Annotated in this window: 15 protein-coding genes; 10 read left to right on the top strand and 5 right to left on the bottom strand. The window is 72.3% G+C overall.

The genetic code is table 11. The features are described from left to right. Window positions 1–112: 112 nt before the first annotated feature. Entirely contained in the window at window positions 113–1,534 is a 1,422-nt protein-coding gene (locus ACTYVM_RS14345) for an SMI1/KNR4 family protein (protein WP_445526325.1), read from the top strand. Between the two features lie 97 nt (window positions 1,535–1,631). After that, window positions 1,632–3,215, top strand: a complete 1,584-nt coding sequence (locus ACTYVM_RS14350; RefSeq protein ID WP_445526326.1) for an FMN-binding glutamate synthase family protein — start codon at window positions 1,632–1,634, stop codon at window positions 3,213–3,215. Window positions 3,216–3,484: 269 nt separating this feature from the next. Here ACTYVM_RS14350 and ACTYVM_RS14355 read toward each other — a convergent pair whose 3' ends face one another. The 3 genes from ACTYVM_RS14355 to ACTYVM_RS14365 form a co-directional block, all read right to left on the bottom strand. Beyond that, complete coding sequence (locus ACTYVM_RS14355; protein WP_445526327.1) at window positions 3,485–3,889, bottom strand: VOC family protein; 405 nt, start codon at window positions 3,887–3,889, stop codon at window positions 3,485–3,487. A gap of 182 nt (window positions 3,890–4,071) precedes the next feature. Further along, on the bottom strand, window positions 4,072–4,884 hold the full coding sequence (locus ACTYVM_RS14360) for a rhomboid family intramembrane serine protease (RefSeq protein WP_445526328.1): 813 nt from the start codon (window positions 4,882–4,884) through the stop codon (window positions 4,072–4,074). A gap of 127 nt (window positions 4,885–5,011) precedes the next feature. Beyond that, window positions 5,012–5,185, bottom strand: a complete 174-nt coding sequence (locus ACTYVM_RS14365; RefSeq protein ID WP_445526329.1) for a hypothetical protein — start codon at window positions 5,183–5,185, stop codon at window positions 5,012–5,014. 852 nt (window positions 5,186–6,037) lie between these two features. On the opposite strand from ACTYVM_RS14365, the gene ACTYVM_RS14370 reads away from it, so the two are divergent. Further along, a complete protein-coding gene (locus tag ACTYVM_RS14370) occupies window positions 6,038–6,907 on the top strand; it encodes a class II glutamine amidotransferase (RefSeq protein ID WP_445526330.1) in 870 nt (289 codons plus the stop codon). A gap of 216 nt (window positions 6,908–7,123) precedes the next feature. Then, window positions 7,124–7,606, top strand: coding sequence for a hypothetical protein (locus ACTYVM_RS14375; protein WP_445526331.1), 483 nt, complete (start codon window positions 7,124–7,126; stop codon window positions 7,604–7,606). A gap of 456 nt (window positions 7,607–8,062) precedes the next feature. Here the strand turns inward: ACTYVM_RS14375 and ku are convergent, their stop codons facing one another. Continuing rightward, window positions 8,063–9,145: a non-homologous end joining protein Ku gene (ku, locus tag ACTYVM_RS14380; protein ID WP_445526332.1), complete on the bottom strand. Its 1,083-nt coding sequence runs from the start codon at window positions 9,143–9,145 to the stop codon at window positions 8,063–8,065. 93 nt (window positions 9,146–9,238) lie between these two features. Between ku and ligD the strand changes: the two genes are divergently transcribed. Further along, window positions 9,239–10,120, top strand: coding sequence for a non-homologous end-joining DNA ligase (gene ligD / locus ACTYVM_RS14385; RefSeq protein ID WP_445526333.1), 882 nt, complete (start codon window positions 9,239–9,241; stop codon window positions 10,118–10,120). Between the two features lie 68 nt (window positions 10,121–10,188). Here ligD and ACTYVM_RS14390 read toward each other — a convergent pair whose 3' ends face one another. Next, window positions 10,189–11,001 carry a nuclease-related domain-containing protein gene (locus ACTYVM_RS14390; protein WP_445526334.1) on the bottom strand — a complete coding sequence of 271 codons (813 nt, stop codon included), beginning with the start codon at window positions 10,999–11,001 and terminating at the stop codon, window positions 10,189–10,191. A gap of 157 nt (window positions 11,002–11,158) precedes the next feature. On the opposite strand from ACTYVM_RS14390, the gene ACTYVM_RS14395 reads away from it, so the two are divergent. The 5 genes from ACTYVM_RS14395 (at window position 11,159) to ACTYVM_RS14415 (ending at window position 15,862) form a co-directional block, all read left to right on the top strand. Beyond that, window positions 11,159–11,665 carry a protein-tyrosine phosphatase family protein gene (locus ACTYVM_RS14395; protein WP_400029095.1) on the top strand — a complete coding sequence of 169 codons (507 nt, stop codon included), beginning with the start codon at window positions 11,159–11,161 and terminating at the stop codon, window positions 11,663–11,665. Window positions 11,666–11,836: 171 nt separating this feature from the next. Next, on the top strand, window positions 11,837–12,670 hold the full coding sequence (locus tag ACTYVM_RS14400) for a hypothetical protein (RefSeq protein ID WP_445526335.1): 834 nt from the start codon (window positions 11,837–11,839) through the stop codon (window positions 12,668–12,670). Next, a complete protein-coding gene (locus tag ACTYVM_RS14405; RefSeq protein WP_445526336.1) occupies window positions 12,667–14,118 on the top strand; it encodes an ATP-binding protein in 1,452 nt (483 codons plus the stop codon). The genes ACTYVM_RS14400 and ACTYVM_RS14405 overlap by 4 nt, the downstream gene beginning before the upstream one ends. Before the next feature lie 176 nt (window positions 14,119–14,294). Further along, entirely contained in the window at window positions 14,295–14,504 is a 210-nt protein-coding gene (locus tag ACTYVM_RS14410) for a hypothetical protein (RefSeq protein ID WP_400029092.1), read from the top strand. Further along, on the top strand, window positions 14,501–15,862 hold the full coding sequence (locus ACTYVM_RS14415; protein WP_445526337.1) for an FtsW/RodA/SpoVE family cell cycle protein: 1,362 nt from the start codon (window positions 14,501–14,503) through the stop codon (window positions 15,860–15,862). The genes ACTYVM_RS14410 and ACTYVM_RS14415 overlap by 4 nt, the downstream gene beginning before the upstream one ends.

Consider the following 15,862-nt stretch of genomic DNA (forward strand, 5'->3'; position numbering starts at 1 on the left):
AGCGGCAATATCGCCCCCCCCTTAACGCAGTGCTGCTCATAGCCGTTCGCACTCGGCAGACAGCGTCCTGGCGGCGAAAGAGATTGTCAGTGACGGTCCCTAGAGTCACCGCATGGTTGATCAGAGACTCACTTGTGCGGGGCTGTACGACTTCGCCACCTGGGCCCCGGTGTTGCGGCTGCTGCGGGACCACGGCACCGGTCAGCGCTCCGATGCCGTCGCGCGCGCGACAGGGCGCATAGGCCGCGGGAGTTGGAGCCTGCCGCTGGAGCGGCCGCGGCCCAGGTCCGGGAGTGCCGCTCAGCTGGACGACCGCCAGGAGGAGTTCGACGCGGTGGGGCGGGTGCGCGAGGCACTCGAGGCGGCCGGCGTCGACGACGTGTCCTTTTCCGTGAAGTTCGCGCCGACCGGGCAGGCGACGCTCCGTGTGATGGGGCCGAGCCCCGCCGTAGAGTCCGGCATCGGCACCGCGCAGCCGGGGGCGCTGATCCTGGTCGACGGCACGGTGCCCGAGCCCTGGCGCCGGCTGCCGGATGCGGTGCCCGGCGCGGTGCCGGCCCCGACGGCGGACCCGGCGCTGCTGGCCCGCACGCTGCGCGAGCGGGTGCCCGACGCCGTCGGCGCGACCGACGCGGAGATCGCCGCCACGGAGGCACGGCTCGGCGTCGCACTGCCCGAGGAGCTGAAGGCGTTCTACCAGGTCGCCCACCCGAAGTGGGAGCACGGCTCGGAGACCGGTTACGAGGCCGCGGAGCGGATCGACAGGGCGGTCGGGTGGGAGCTCTTCCCGCTGGACTCCTTCTACGTCGCCGACGCCGCGTCCCGTCCCTCCCCCTGGGGCCACGGTGCCATGGAGGCGGTCGTCACCGAGCCCGATGCCGCCGTGCAGGGCCTGGTCGGCTCGCCGGGCTGGATCGTGTTCGGGGACAACGGCGGGGGCGACCGTCTCGCGGTCGACCTGACGCCAGCACCGCGCGGGCACATCGGACAGGTCATCCTGATCGGCCACGAGGGGTACATCGGCGCGGAGATCGTCGCGGACTCCCTCACGGACCTGGTGCTCGACCGGCTGCACCGCAGACCGCGGGGTCGGCGCGGCGAGCAGCCGCCCGTCGTGGCGCACGTCAACATCCGCGGCACAGCGAGCGTCGAGGCCGCCGCCCATCCCGGCCTGGAGGTGCTGTCCATCGGGGTGTGGGACGACCCACCGGTCAGCCTCGCCCCGGTCGTCGGACTGCCGCGGCTGCGCACGCTGTGCGCCTACCCCGGCACGCTCGCCGATCCGCTGGAGATCGCCCGGCTCGGAGGTCTCGAGTTCTTGGAGCTCGGCCCGGAGGAATGGAGGGTGCTGCTCGACGCCGGGGCGGTCCCGCGCAGCCTGTCGGCCGCCGCCATCACGGTCCACGGCCGGCAGGATGTGCTGCCGACCGTGGACCTGGCCAACGAGATCCTGGCGCTGTGGGACCGCCCGCAGATCGTCCGCACCGTACTCAGGGGCGACCTCGGGCCCGCCGCGCGGACCGCCGCTGGCTGAACGCCGGGTGGCGCCGTCCTGACGTGCGCATCATGCGTCCGATGTCTCACCCTTGGAACATTGTGATGCGCACGGGCGAGGATGTACGTTCCTCCGCGTGATCAGAATTGCAGTGATCGTATTCATCGGGGCTCTCGCCATATCCTCCGGCGTCGCGGCGTTGACCGTGTCGCCCTGGTGGTGGCTGGCCGCCGTGTTGTGCGCGGGGATAGCCGGACTCGGCACTTATGACCTGCTCCAAAAACGCCACTCCGTCCTGCGTAACTACCCGGTGCTGGGACACATCCGCTTCATGCTGGAGTCGATCCGGCCGGAGTTGCAGCAGTATTTCATTGAGCGCAATTTCGATGGCCGCCCGTACGACCGCGATGTGCGCAGCCTTGTCTACCAGCGCGCCAAGGGGACCGAGGCGGAGATCGCGTTCGGCACCGAGCGGAACGTCTACGCCGAGGGCTACGAGTACTTCGAGTCGTCGATGAGGCCGCGCCCGGTGCCGACGGAGCAGCCCCGGGTCCGCATCGGCGGCCCGGACTGCACCCAGCCCTACGACATGGCCCTGCTCAACGTCTCGGCCATGAGCTTCGGTTCACTGTCCGCCAACGCCATCCTCGCGCTGAACCGGGGGGCCGCCCTCGGAGGTTTCGCTCACGACACCGGCGAGGGCGGTATGTCGGAGTACCACCTGCGTCACGGTGGTGACCTGGTGTGGGAGATCGGCACCGGATACTTCGGCTGCCGCACCGCGGACGGTGGTTTCGATCGCGCGCGGTTCGCCGAAAAGGCCGCCCGTGACAACGTGAAATGCGTGTCGCTGAAGTTGTCCCAGGGAGCCAAGCCCGGTATCGGAGGGGTGCTGCCCGGAGAGAAGGTCAGCGCCGAGATAGCCCGGGTACGCGAGGTTCCCGAGGGGCAGACCGTCATTTCTCCCCCTTACCACCAGGTTTTCGACACACCCCGGGAACTGATCCGGTTCATCGCCGAAATGCGTGAGCTGTCCGGTGGCAAGCCGGTCGGCTTCAAACTGTGTGTGGGCTCCCGGCGGGAGTTCCTGGCGGTGTGCAAGGCCATGGTCGAGGAAGGCACCGCGCCGGACTTCATCATCGTCGACGGCGCGGAGGGCGGCACCGGAGCCGCCCCGCTGGAGTTCGCCGACCACCTGGGAAGTCCGCTCACCGAGGGACTGATCACCGTCCACAACGCCCTGGTCGGCACCGGCCTGCGGGACCGGATCAAGATCGGCGCCAGCGGCAAGGTCGCCACCGGGGCCGACGTCGTCAAGCGCATGCTGCAAGGCGCCGACTTCACCAACGCGGCCCGCGCCATGATGTTCGCGATCGGATGCATCCAGGCGCAGAGCTGCCACACCAACGCCTGCCCCGCCGGCGTCGCCACACAGGACCCGCGCCGCGCACGCGCGTTGGACGTCGCCGACAAGTCGGCCCGGGTCCACCGCTTCCAGTCCGGCACGGTGAAGAGCGCACTGCAGATCATCGCCTCGCTGGGCGTGAGCGAACCCGCCGAACTGCGCCCGAGCATGCTGCGCCGGCGCGTGGACCCGGTCACCGTCCGCTCCTACGCGGAGCTCTACGACTGGCTGACCCCCGGCCAGTTGCTGATCGAGCCGCCCGAGTCCTGGGCGGCGGACTGGAAGGCCGCTGATCCCGACCGTTTCGCCGCCTGACAGGCCCGTAGACGGCTTCGGGGGCGGCGCCTGTCCGTCGTGGCGCTCCTACTGGAACACCGCCTGGAACACCGCCCCCGGTCGGCGCCGGCCGCACGCACGCGTCTGCGGCGGCCGGTGGGAGCACCGGGAGCGTCCCGCCCGGGCGGCCGCCGGCGCAAGGTTCCTGGAGCATCGCCGCAGGTGAGTGGGCCTGGTCTGCCCCACACCGCCACGGAGTGAACCGCCGGCGAGCAGCGTGGTGATGGTGATCAGCGGCAGCCGTTCCCTCAGCCGGCCTGTGGTGTGTCCTCGCCGCTGCCGTACGGGCGGGTGAGGAGCTCCATCGCGTGGCCCACCGGGTCCTGGAAGTACAGGCCGCGGCCGCCGTCGCGGTGGTTGATCTGGTCGGGCTGTTCCAGGTGCGGGTCGGCGTAGTACGTCACGTGGGCCTGCTGGATCCGGTCGAACGCCGCGTCGAAGTCCTCGTCGGACACGAGGAAGGCGTAGTGCTGGGAGGCGATCGGCCCCTCCGGGTCGGCCATGTAGTCGAGGGTGACGCCGTTGCCGGTGGCGACGGGAACGAACGGGCCGAAGGGCGCGCCGACCTCCAGACCCAGGATGTCCGCGAGGAACTCGGCGGACTCCTGCTTGTTCCGGGCATGGACGATGGTGTGGTTCAGCTCCACGTTCATGGTGTGCCTCCCTACGGCACCTGTCGTCGGCGCCTCCGTGCCCCACCAAGCCGATGTCCGGCACGCGGTGCCGTCATTTCGACCCTAGCCGCGGCGGTCCGCGGAGGACAGCCGGACCCGGATCACCCGGTGCGCGGGCGGGCGGACGAGAACGCAACGCGACCAGTCGTCACTCCGCGCTCTCACGAGGTCGCTGGTCCCGGCACGCTGCTCGCCGCCATCGCCGGCAGCCTGGTGAAGACGCCCTGAGCGAGCTGGAGGAGGCCCAGGTCGCCGAGTTCCTTGTGCAGGTCGGCGCGCGGGTTGTCGGCTCGTGCGGGCAGGTCGCCGCGGCCGGTCGTCCCGGTGCCGCCGTCGGGGCGGCCGGTTCCGGTGGGCCGTGGACGCCGCTCCCGGAAGAGCCAGGCACCGACCAGGCCGCCGATCAGGCCGCCGAGGTGTCCGAGCCAGCTCACTCCCGGTGTCCCGGGCACGGCGACGGTGAGCATGTAGGCGAAGGAGGCCGCCATGACGATGCCGATCAGCGTGTCGATCAGATGCCGGTCGAAGAGGCCGCGGACCACGACGTAGCCGAAGTAGCCGAAGATCAGACCGCTGGCTCCCACGGTCTCCACGCCGCCTCGTTCGAAGAACCAGACGGTGAGTCCGCTGGTCACCGCGACGAGCAGGCTCAGTCCGAGGAAGCGGACCACACCCCGGTAGGCGGCGAGGAACCCGAAGATGAACAGCGGGCCGGAGTTGCTTTCGATGTGCGCCCAACTCCAGTGCAGGAAGGGGGCGGTGAGGATGTCGGGCAGCGTGCCGAGGTCGCCCGACATCACTCCGAACTGCCGTGAGAGGGCGTAGCCGTCGGTGTAGTTGGCCAGTTGCACCAGCCAGACCACCGCGAGGAACCCGAACATCGTGAACAACGCCTTCCGCGCCTCCGCGATCATCTGCTCCGGCCCCACCGGCCCGGCCCCCGCCCCGGCCCGCTTCTGATCCGACCTGCCCATGGCGTGCTCTCCTCCCCCTGTGGACCCGCGTCCGCGCCACCACGGACCTCAAGTATTCCCGGTGGCGGGCGTGCGCAGGGAGGGGGAGCACATGTGCGCGGAGGGTGAGCCGTCCAGTATCGCCGCGCTAGCCGTCGAAGCCGTCTCGGACGATGCGCCGGGCCACCTTGCCCCGCGCGTCGGCGAGTTCGGCGGCGATCCGGTCCTCCCGGTCGCCGTCCCTCACCACGGCGGCGGGCACGGGCGCGCCGGCGAGCAGGCTGGTGCGCCTGAGGTGTGTCGGTGGGTGGGTCGCGTCCACGCTGTGTCCGCGCCGGGCGCCGACGCGCCGCCGGCGCTCGTACTCGTACGGTGAGGGCGGCGTTGTTGGCCTCGCGTCGCAGGGTGACGGCGACCGAGTCCGTGGTCAGGAGCCTGTCCATGAGCCCCACGGTCGCTTCGGTGGACGCGGCGCGGGCGGCCTCGCGATCGGCCAGGTACTCCGCACGCTGGGTGGCCCGCAGCGTCAGATGGTCCAGCAGCGACAGCACGCCGCGGACGAGCAGTCGCGGCACGACGTACAGCACGTTGACGACCATGTCGAGGGCGGACGGCCTCGCGGTCCTGTACGCCGCCGCGGGCTGCCCCGCGCACTCCCCCGACGAGCTGCCGCGGTCCACGGCGCAAGCCGTCGAGTTCCACCGGCTGGTCGGCGCCGGCCGGCTCCCGCTCGCCCGGGGAACGGGGATCCTGCTGATGGAGGACGCCTGGGACGCCGTCGTCGTGGAGTGCGCCAGGGCCGCCGTCGGGACCGGCACCTGGCCGCTCGGCGGGCCGCTCGCCGCGCCGCGCGCACACGACGAGGAACACGGCACGCCGTACCTCACGACCCTCGCGGCCCGGCTGGACCACTTCGGCGACCCGCACGAGCCCGAACGGTCCGCCGCCGAGGTGATCGCCGGCTCTCGGTCTCCCGCCGCTCCCTCGCCGCTCCTGCGCCTCTCCCTCGCCGCTCCTTCGCCGGACGGTGTTGGTCCGGGTCTTCGCGGACGGCCCGGTTCGGGGCCTGGTGGCGGGGAACACGGGGCACACGGAGAAGGTCGTCGGCCGGAGCGGCCGCCGGTCGGGCGCCTTGACCGGGCCCGGGCCGTCCGACACCCCGCGGAGGAACCCGATGTGCCGTCTGTTCGGACTCAGCAGCGCGCCGCGGCGCACCCGCGCCACCTTCTGGCTGCTGGACGCCCCCGACAGCCTCAGCCGGCAGAGTCACCGCGATCCGGACGGCACCGGGCTGGGGTACTTCGACGCGGACGGCACTCCACGGGTCGACAAGGCACCGATCGCCGCCTACCGGGACCGTGCGTTCGCCGAGGACGCCCGGCAGGTGGAGTCCGCCACCTTCCTCGCCCATGTGCGGTTCGCCTCGACCGGCGGCCTGGACGCCCGCAACACCCACCCCTTCGAGCAGGAAGGGCGGTTGTTCGCGCACAACGGGGTCATCGAGGGCCTCGACGCGCTCGACGACCACCTGGGCGAGGACCGGTCACTGGTCAGGGGCGACACCGACTCGGAGCGGTTCTTCGCCCTCGTCACCCGGGAGGCCCGCGAGCACGGCGGTGACGTCACCGCCGGCATCGCGCAGGCGGCGCGCTGGATCGCCGGGCACCTGCCCGTGTACGCCCTCAACCTGGTCCTCGTCACGCCCGACCAACTGTGGGCGCTGCGTTATCCCGACACGCACGAGCTGTACGTCCTCCAGCGCGCGGCGGGCGGCCAGCACGGCACCCGGCACCTCGACCACAGCGGCAGCCACGGGCGGATGCGGGTCCACTCCGAGGCCCTGGCCGGGCATCCGGCCGTCGTCGTCGCCAGCGAGCGCATGGACGACAACCCCCGCTGGCACCTGCTGGAGGCGGGCGAACTGCTCCACGTCGGCTCCGACCTGCACACCGCCCGGCACCTCGTCCTGCCCGATCCGCCGGCGCACCCGCTCACCCTCGACGATCTGCGCCCCGACGCCGCCGCCTCGCAGAAGGCCGCCTAGGGTCTGCCGTCACGTCACCTCTCTCCGCCTATGGGGCGATTGCCCAACCAGGCGATCTCGCAGGCCGGTTGCGGCCCTGCTGTGACACTGTTGTGACGGGCGGAGTGGCCCGCGTCACAGCTGGAGTGGTCCAGGGCCTGATGGGGTGCTCCGACACACGTCGCCGGGTGCGTGTCGCGCGTCGTCGGACACGTGGGGCGCCCCTCCCGCAAGGAGGTGGAGGGCATACTCACGGTTCTCGCCCTCGGGGGTGTCGCCGTCTTCCTCGTCGGTGCCGTCGGTGCGCTGATCGCGCTGGTCAGGGCGCTCGTGATGGCACTGCCGGGTCGGCCCCGGCCATGGCCGGCGCACCTGATGCGCCGTGCCGCGTTGACGGTCGGCCTCGCGGCCGCGGCCATCTACGCACTGGGGCTCCTCGACGTCGCGCTGTCCGAGCACGAGTTCGGCAACGGCGCGGACTCGGTACCCGCTCCGGCCTGCCGCGACGGCTTCGACAGTGAGATCCGCCGGCACCTCACCCACCATCAGCCCTCCTACCTCCCGCTGGGTTTCGACTGCTTCCTCGACGACGGCACGGTCTATTCGAGCAACCCCAACTACGGCTGGATGAACTGGACGAGCATGTCCCTGGCGCTGTCCGGTGCACTGCTCGCCGTCGGCGCGCGCCATCTGACCGATGACCGGCGGGCCGCGGCATGACGCTGTTCGTGGTCTTCGTGGGGCTTGTGGTCGCCTGGGTCGCGGTGCGCGGGGCAATCGTCCATCCTCGCCTGTCGGCGTACGCGAAAGCCGGCGCGTTCACGTCCGCGTGGATCGCTGCCTTCGCCTGGGTGTTCATCATGCAGTCGGCCGATTCCCTGTTCCCGGACGCCGCGCCCTGCCCCAGGGAGCCGCTGCGGCACGAGGTATACGGACACGGGGCCGTCTCCGGGCTCACCCAGGCGTTCCCGCCCCGGGCCTACTGCGCCTGGGAGGACGGCACCACCTATGAACTCGCCTCAGGACCCAGGCTGGTGTTCTGGGTGTGCTTCTCGCTGGTCGTGTGGGTGCTCGCGGTCGGACTGTGGCACGCCCTGCGGGACCCGAAGTCACTCCTCCGACAGTTCCCGCCACGGTTGACCGGCCCCTACAGCGGGAGCCGGGCGAGGCCGGTCCTCACGCGGTGCGTTTGCGGGAGGCCGTCTTCTTCGCCGGGGTCTTCTTCTCCGTGCCCTTGGCGGTCGTCGCGGTCTTCTTCGTGGACCGCGACGACCGCGCCGTCTTGGACGTGCCGGACGTGGACTTCTTCGCGGCGGCCGTCGTCTTCTTCGCCGCGGTCTTCTTCGCCGCGGGGGCCGACTTCCGGGTGGTGGTCTTCTTGGCCGCGGCGCCGGTCCGCCGGCCGCGCGGGAGGTGCCTGACCTCGGCCTCCTCCGCCGGTTCCCCGGCCTCCCCCTCCCCCACTTCCTCGGCCGCTTCCTCGCCCCTGGACCGCTTGGCCGCGCGCACGCTCTTCTCCAGGGCGGCCATCAGGTCGAGGACCTTGCCGCCGGGGGCGGGCTCCGGGGCCTCGGGGGGTGCCTCGCCGGCGGCCTTGGCGGCGATGACCTCCTCCAGCGCCTCGCGGTACTCGTCGTGGAGATCCTGGAGGTCGACCTCGCCCAGGGTGTCCATGAGGGCGTCGGCGAGGTCCAGTTCCTGGTCGCGGACGGTGACGTCGACGTCCGGTGCCACGCCCTGGGGGGCACGGATCTCGTCGGGCCAGAGCAGGCCGTGCATGGCGATGACGTCGTCCACCACGCGCAGCATGCCCAGGCGCTCGCGGCCGCGCAGGGCGAACTTCGCGATCGCCACCTTCCGGCTGCGCTTGAGGGCCTCGCGCAGCAGGGTGTACGGCTTGGCGGCGGGGGCACCGCTCGCGGCCAGGTAGTACGCGTTCTCCATCTGGAGCGGATCGATCCGCTCGGCCGGGACGAAGGCCACGATGTCGATCGTCTTCGCGGTGGGCAGCGGCAGGTGGGCCAGGTCCTCGTCCGTGATCGGGACGATCGTGCCGTCCGCGTCCTCGTAGGCCTTGCCGATCTCCGCCTGGGTGACCTCGCGCTCCTCCAGTTCGCACACCTTGCGGTAGCGGATGCGGCCGCCGTCCTCCGTGTGGATCTGGCGGAAGGAGATGGTGTGGCTCTCGGTCGCGTTCACGAGCTTGATCGGGATGCTGACGAGGCCGAACGAGATGGCGCCGTTCCAAATGGATCGCACGTGCGGCCCCTTCCGGATCGGATCAGTACGATCTGCTTGAGCCAGGTGATCTCTTTACCCTGGTTTACGCACTTTCCATGGTTTTCTTATCGTATGGCGCCGATCACGGAGGTGGAGGGGCGACGGCTCGCGCTCAGCAACCTGGACAAGGTGCTGTATCCCGCGACCGGGTTCACCAAGGGGGAGGTGCTGCACTACTACGCGATGACCGCCGACGCGCTGCTGCCCCATCTGCGGGACCGGCCGCTGTCCTTCCTGCGCTACCCGGACGGGCCGGACGGGCAGGTGTTCTTCGCCAAGAACGTGCCGCCGGGTACCCCCGAGTGGGTGACGACGGCCGAGGTGCCGAGGTCGACGGGGGCGGCGCGGATGGTGCTGGTGCAGGATCTGCCGAGTCTGATGTGGGCGGCCAATCTGGTGACCGAGTTCCATACCCCGCAGTGGGTGGTCGAGGCGCCCTCGGAGGCCGACCGGCTGGTGTTCGACCTGGATCCGGGGGCGCCGGCGAGCGTGGTGGACTGCTGCCGGGTGGCGCTGTGGCTGCGGGAGCGGCTGGCCGAGGACGGGATCGAGGCGCACGCGAAGACGTCCGGTTCGAAGGGGCTGCATCTGCTGGCCGCGGTGCGGGGGGCTTCGAGCGAGCGGGCGTCCGAGTACGCGAAGGGGCTCGCCGTGGAGGCGGAGCACGCCCTGCCCGATCTGGTGCTGCACCGGATGACGCGGAGTCTGCGCCCGGGGAAGGTGTTCGTCGACTGGAGTCAGAACGCGGCGCGGAAGACCACCGCGGCGCCCTACACGCTGCGGGCACGCCCGGTGCCCTCGGTCTCGGCGCCGGTCACCTGGGACGAGGTGGCGAAGTGCCGGGCGCCGGGGCGGCTGGAGTTCCAGGCGCCGGACATGGTGCCCCGGCTGCGGGACCACGGTGACCTGCTGGCTCCGCTGCTGGACCCCGAGCACGCGGCCACGCTGCCGTGACCTGGAAGTAAGGAAGGGAAAGCGAAGGGAAAGCGAGGGGAAAGCGGAGGGGGAACCCGGGCGTCCGGTCAGACCCGCTCCCACGTCCTGCGGTCCCGCGCCATCGCGTGGAGCGCTTCCACGTCCGCCGGTTTCAGCAGGCCGCCCAGGCGGGTCAGGTTCCGCAGGTCGGAGGGGTCCAGGACGCGTACGCCCCTGGGCGGGGCGGTGACGTGGAGGGCGGCCGGGTCCGTCAGGACCAGGACGGGGCGCACCTCGGCCGTCAGGGCGTGGGAGGCCCGGTCGGCCCGGGCGCGGAGGTCGCGCAGCACGGGGACGGGGTCGTGCCGGCCGAGGGCGACCATCGGGTCGTCGATGCGGACGCGCTGCTTGCGGGCGTACAGGGCGTGGACGGCGAAGAGGCCGCCGGGGCCGATGACCAGGTGGTGGATGCGGTCGCCGCCGGGCAGCGGTACGGAGTGGAGGGCGTGCCAGCCGGCGCCGTCGAGGTGGTCCAGTTCCTCGCCCACCGTCTGCTCGGCGGTCAGGGCGCGGCGGCGCGGGTCCGGGCGGAGCCGGTGGGCGGGGGCGGGCTCCCGGTCGAGGGCGATCAGCAGCGCCTCGCCGGGGCGGTTGGGGGCGAGGTCGTCGTCCGGGTGCAGGCTCAGGCGGGCGAGTTCGGCGGGTGTGGGCACCGGGGGCGGGCCCACCGCCACCGGGCCGGTGAGGAAGGGGCTCAGGGCCTGGAGCACGTCCTCCTGCTCTTCCGTGCTGACAAGGTTGACCCGGGCGGCCTCACGGTCGTACCAGGCGATGTTCCTGCCGTCGGGCCGGCAGACGTACAGCCGTTCCTGTCCGTGGCGCCAGATCGGTATGACGCGCAGTCCGCGATGTCCGCTCATGCAGCATCACCCCCACGATCCATGGGAACAGGCGGGTGCTCCCGGGGCAAGAACCCGGCTACCGTGAGAGGGCCCGTCGCCGGGCTCCCGACCACCGCCGGCCGGGCGGCAGCCCGAGGACAGGCTCTGGTCGGGAGGGGGAGTTGGGGAGGCGCCGTTGCGGACCCGCGGGAAGCAGCCCGACGTACCGGTTCCGGACAGTCCGTGGAGTGAGATCGTGCCCGGCCTGTGGATGGGCGCGCACGAGTTCAGGACGCGCTCCGGGCAACTGGAACTCGCCGTCGTGCGCGATGAGTTCGATCTTGTGCAGACCCTGCTCAGGCTGCCGGGGCACGGACCCGACCCCGGTGTCGAGCACCATGTGTGGCCGATCCCCGACGGGCCGCTGGACGGGACGCAGCTCGCGGGGGTGATCCGGCTGGCCCGGGCCGCCTGTGAGGCGCTGGACCAGGACCGCCGGGTCCTGGTGCGCTGCTACTCCGGGTACAACCGCTCGGGTCTGGTGGTCGCGCACGCGCTGGTCCGGCAGGGGCGCTCCGCCGACGAGGCGATCCGGCTGATCCGCGCCCGCCGCTCTCCCTGGGCGCTGCACAACGAATTGTTCGTCGACTATCTGCGGGCGGGCCTGCCGACGGCACGGCTGCTGGAGGAGCTGACCGAGTAACCGTTTCGCCGGGGGCTTCGGGTCTTCGCGGGGCGCTTCCGGGGGAAACGAAAGACCTCCGCGGGAAACGAAAGACCGATGGGCAAAAGGGACTTCCATACGAAACGAATAGGGTGTAGCAGGCTGTCACCCGCACCTCTCCCCCAGCTCGCCTCCAGCCACCGGAGAACCGTGTTCCGCAGACGCCCCGCCCTGTTCACCGCCCTCGTCGCCCTGCTGACGGCGACGACCGCCGCCTGCGGCGACGCGGGCGGGCTGCGCGGCGCGGGGCCCACACCGACCGCGGTCAGCCCGGCCCGGCTGTGGCCCTCGCTGCGCCCGGCGGCGAGCCCCGCCTGGCCCTACGACGAGATACAGATCGAGGCGGTCAGGGGCGTCACCGCTCCCGGCGACGACATCCACGAGGTCGACCCGGTGGCCGTCGTTCGGGCCGAGGTGGCCGCGCATCCGGACGCCTACACGAGCGCCAAGGCGCCGTACCGGGAGACGGTCGCCCGGCTCGCGGAGTGCGGCCGCGGAAAGGATCCCTCACGGTGTCCCGTCATGCGGCCGTACTACCGGGACCTCACCGGGGACGGGCACGACGACATGGCGCTGGGCTTCCGGCTGTACCCGACCAACCAGACCGCGGTACGCGTCTACACCTTCGAGGAGCACCGGCTGGTCCAGGTGTTCGCCAACGACGACGCGGTGATCGGCGTCGAGCTGGCCGGGCGGGCCGTGATCATCCGCTCGCCGGCCGGGATCGCCGGGTACGAGTACCGCACCACGTGGTCCTGGGACCCGGAGCAGCGGGCGATGGTGTTCTCGCGCGACGAGTTCCTGCGCACCGGCCGGCACCGGCCCACGCACGCGCGTACCCCCTCGCCCCTCGCCTCGTCCCCGCTCCCGTCCACGGACGCTCCCACCCCTTCCCCCTCGTCCTCCTCCCCCTCCTCCCCTGTTCCCCCCTCCGCCCTCGCCCCCTCCACCTTCGCTCCCGCCTCCCCCGCGAGCGTGCGATGAGGGTCGCGCTTCCCCGGTGGACGGGGGCGCTCGCGATGAAGGCCGCGGCCTTCATCACGGTGATGTGCTGCGCGCTCGCCGCGCTGCTCGGCGTTCTCGTGCACGTCTCGGTGACCGACCAGACCGTCGGCCAGGCGCGCGCCCTCGCCCTGTCCCGGCTGAGGGACGCCACGACCGCGTACGAGTCCGGCGACACGCTGCTGCCGGGTGCCGGGGTCGACCCGGAGGGCCTGCCGGAGCGGCTGCGGCGGCTGGCGGCGAGCGGACAGCGCGGCACGATGGTCGACGTGCACCACGGCCGGCCCACGATGTGGGCGGCCGGGCCCGCCGACCGGGGACGGACGCTGGCCGTGGCGGTCGACTACTCGCAGCAGGCCCGCACCATAGACGCGCTGGACCAGTCCATCCTGTGGTCGTCGTTGCTGGCGATCGGGGCGACGCTGCTGGTCGGCGCGTTCGCGGTGACCCGGGTGACCCGGCGGCTGCACGCCACGGCCCGTGTGGCCCGGCGGATCAGCGCGGGCGACCTGGACGCGCGCGTGCACGACCCGCTGGCTCGGGACGCGTCGCGCCCCCACGACGAGGTGGCCGCCGTCGCCGCGGCGCTGGACTCCATGGCGTCGTCGCTCCAGGGCAAACTGCTGGCCGAGCAGCGGTTCACCGCGGACGTGGCGCACGAGTTGCGCACCCCGCTGACCGGGCTGCACGCGGCGGCCGAGCTGCTGCCGCCGGGCCGCCCCACCGAACTGGTGCGCGACCGGGTGGCCGCGCTGCGCACGCTCACCGAGGACCTGCTGGAGATCTCCCGTCTTGACACCGGGCGGGAGCGGCCGGCCCTGGACGCCGGACACCTGAGCTCGGTGGCCGAGCGAGCGGTGCGGGCGACGGGCGCGGCGGGCGCCGCGGCCGGGACGGACACCGAGGTCAGGGTCGTACGGGACGTGTACGTGGAGACCGACCGGCGGCGGCTGGAGCGGGTGCTGGGCAACCTCGTGACCAACGCGCACAGCCACGGCCGGCCGCCGGTGGTGCTGACCGTGGACGGGCCGGTGGTCACCGTGCGGGACCACGGCGACGGCTTCCCGGACTACCTCGTGACGCACGGGCCGCAGCGCTTCCGCACGGAGGGCGGGGCGACCGGGCACGGGCTCGGGCTGACGATCGCCCTGGGGCAGGCGGAGGTGCTCGGCGCCCGACTGGAGTTCGCCAACGCGCCGGACGGCGGGGCGGTGGCGGCCCTGACGCTCCCTCAGACACCTCCTGCGTCTTCTGGGCCGGATGCCATGGGGTCGGATGCCACGGCTCCGGAGGCCATGTCGCCGCACGTCACGGCTCCGGAGGCCATGTCGCCGCACGTCACGGCTCCGGAGGCCACCGGGCCGAATGTCACGGCTCCGAACGCCATGGGGCCGGATGCCACGGGTCCGACCGACACTGTGTCCGGGTGACCCGTCTCAGGAGCAACCCCGCCGCCGCCGGGTGACACCGTGACGCCCCCTCAGGCGTCGGCCCCCCGATGGCGCAGTGTGACGGGCCCCCGGCGCGCGGCGCTCCTAATGTGGCGGTTAGTCAGATTCGCTCGCCCGGCTTCGATGGGCTTCGCCACCTCAGGTGGAGGTACTCCATGCCCCTGCGCTCCCTCCTCATCCGACTGGCCATGGCGGCCGTCACCGCCGCACTCCTCTCCGCGGTCACCCCGCCACCCGCCGCCGCCGGCGGACGGAGCGGCCAACCGAACGCGACCCCCCGGGACAGCCGGCCGGGCAGGCTCGTACGGATCTCCGGCCTCTCGGACGGCGTCCGGGCGTGGGGCTCGGCGCGCCGCATGACATGACCCAGGTCAAAACCCCCGTGGCGGCGGCTGTCCCGTCCGCGTCCGCCGACCGCCTCGACCGGCGCCGCGGCGTCGAACTCTCCCTCATCGTCCTGGCCGTCCTGCTGTCGGTGTGTGGCTACTGCGCGGTCGGCCTGGCCAGGAACGGCTCCCTCCCGCCCGGCGCCGCCGGCTACGGCGCCGGGCTCGGCGGGCTCGCGCTGGGCGCGCACCTCGCGGTGCGCCTGTGCGCGCCGTACGCCGACCCGCTGCTGCTGCCCATCGCGGTCCTGCTCAACGGTCTTGGCCTGGTGCTGATCTACCGGCTCGACCTGGAGACACCGGGCGACGTGGCCGCGCCCGCCCAGCTGGTGTGGTCCACGTTGGGTGTGGGGCTGTTCATCCTGGTGGTGCTCGTGCTGCGCGATCACCGGTGGCTCCAGCGCTACGCCTACGTCTGTGTCGCCACCGCGCTCGCCCTGCTCACGCTGCCGATCCTCTTCCCCGCCGTCAACGGCGCCCGCATCTGGATCCGGCTGGGCGGGTTCTCCCTCCAGCCGGGCGAGTTCGCGAAGGTGCTCCTCGCGGTGTTCTTCGCCGCGTACCTGGCCGCCAACCGCAGCGCGCTGGCGTTCACCGGCCGCCAGGTGTGGCGGCTGCAACTGCCCACCGGCCGGGTGCTGGGACCGGTGGTCACGATCTGGCTGCTGAGCGTCGTCGTCCTGGTCCTGGAGCGCGACCTCGGCACCTCGCTGCTGTTCTTCGGACTGTTCGTCGTCATGCTGTACGTGGCCACCGGGCGCACCGGCTGGATCGCCGTCGGGCTGCTCCTCGCGGCGGCCGGTGCGGTCGCCGTCGGCTGGCTGGAGCCGCACGTGCGCGGCCGGTTCGCGGAGTGGCTGCACCCGTTCGCGTCCTTCGAGGCCGGTCACGGCCCCGGGCAGGTGGCCCAGTCGCTGTTCTCCTTCGCGGCGGGCGGCGTGACCGGGACCGGCCTCGGCCTCGGCCACTCGATCCTCGTCGGCTTCGCCGTCAAGTCGGACTTCATCCTGGCCACCGCCGGGGAGGAACTGGGGCTGGCCGGGCTGTCCGCGGTCTTCCTGCTGTACGCGCTGCTCGTCCAGCGCGGCTTCCGGGCGGGCCTCGCCGTGCGCGACCCCTTCGGCCGGCTGCTCGCGATCGGGCTCGCCTCGCTCGTGGCGCTCCAGGTGTTCGTGATCGCGGGCGGGGTGACCGGCCTGATCCCGCTGACCGGGCTGGCGATGCCGTTCCTGGCGCAGGGCGGCTCGTCGGTCGTGACCAACTGGGCGATCGTGGCGCTGCTGATCCGGGTGAGCCATGTGGCGCGCCGGGAGTACGACGGGTCGGTGGCCCCGTGA

The organism is Streptomyces cyslabdanicus, assembly GCF_052663305.1.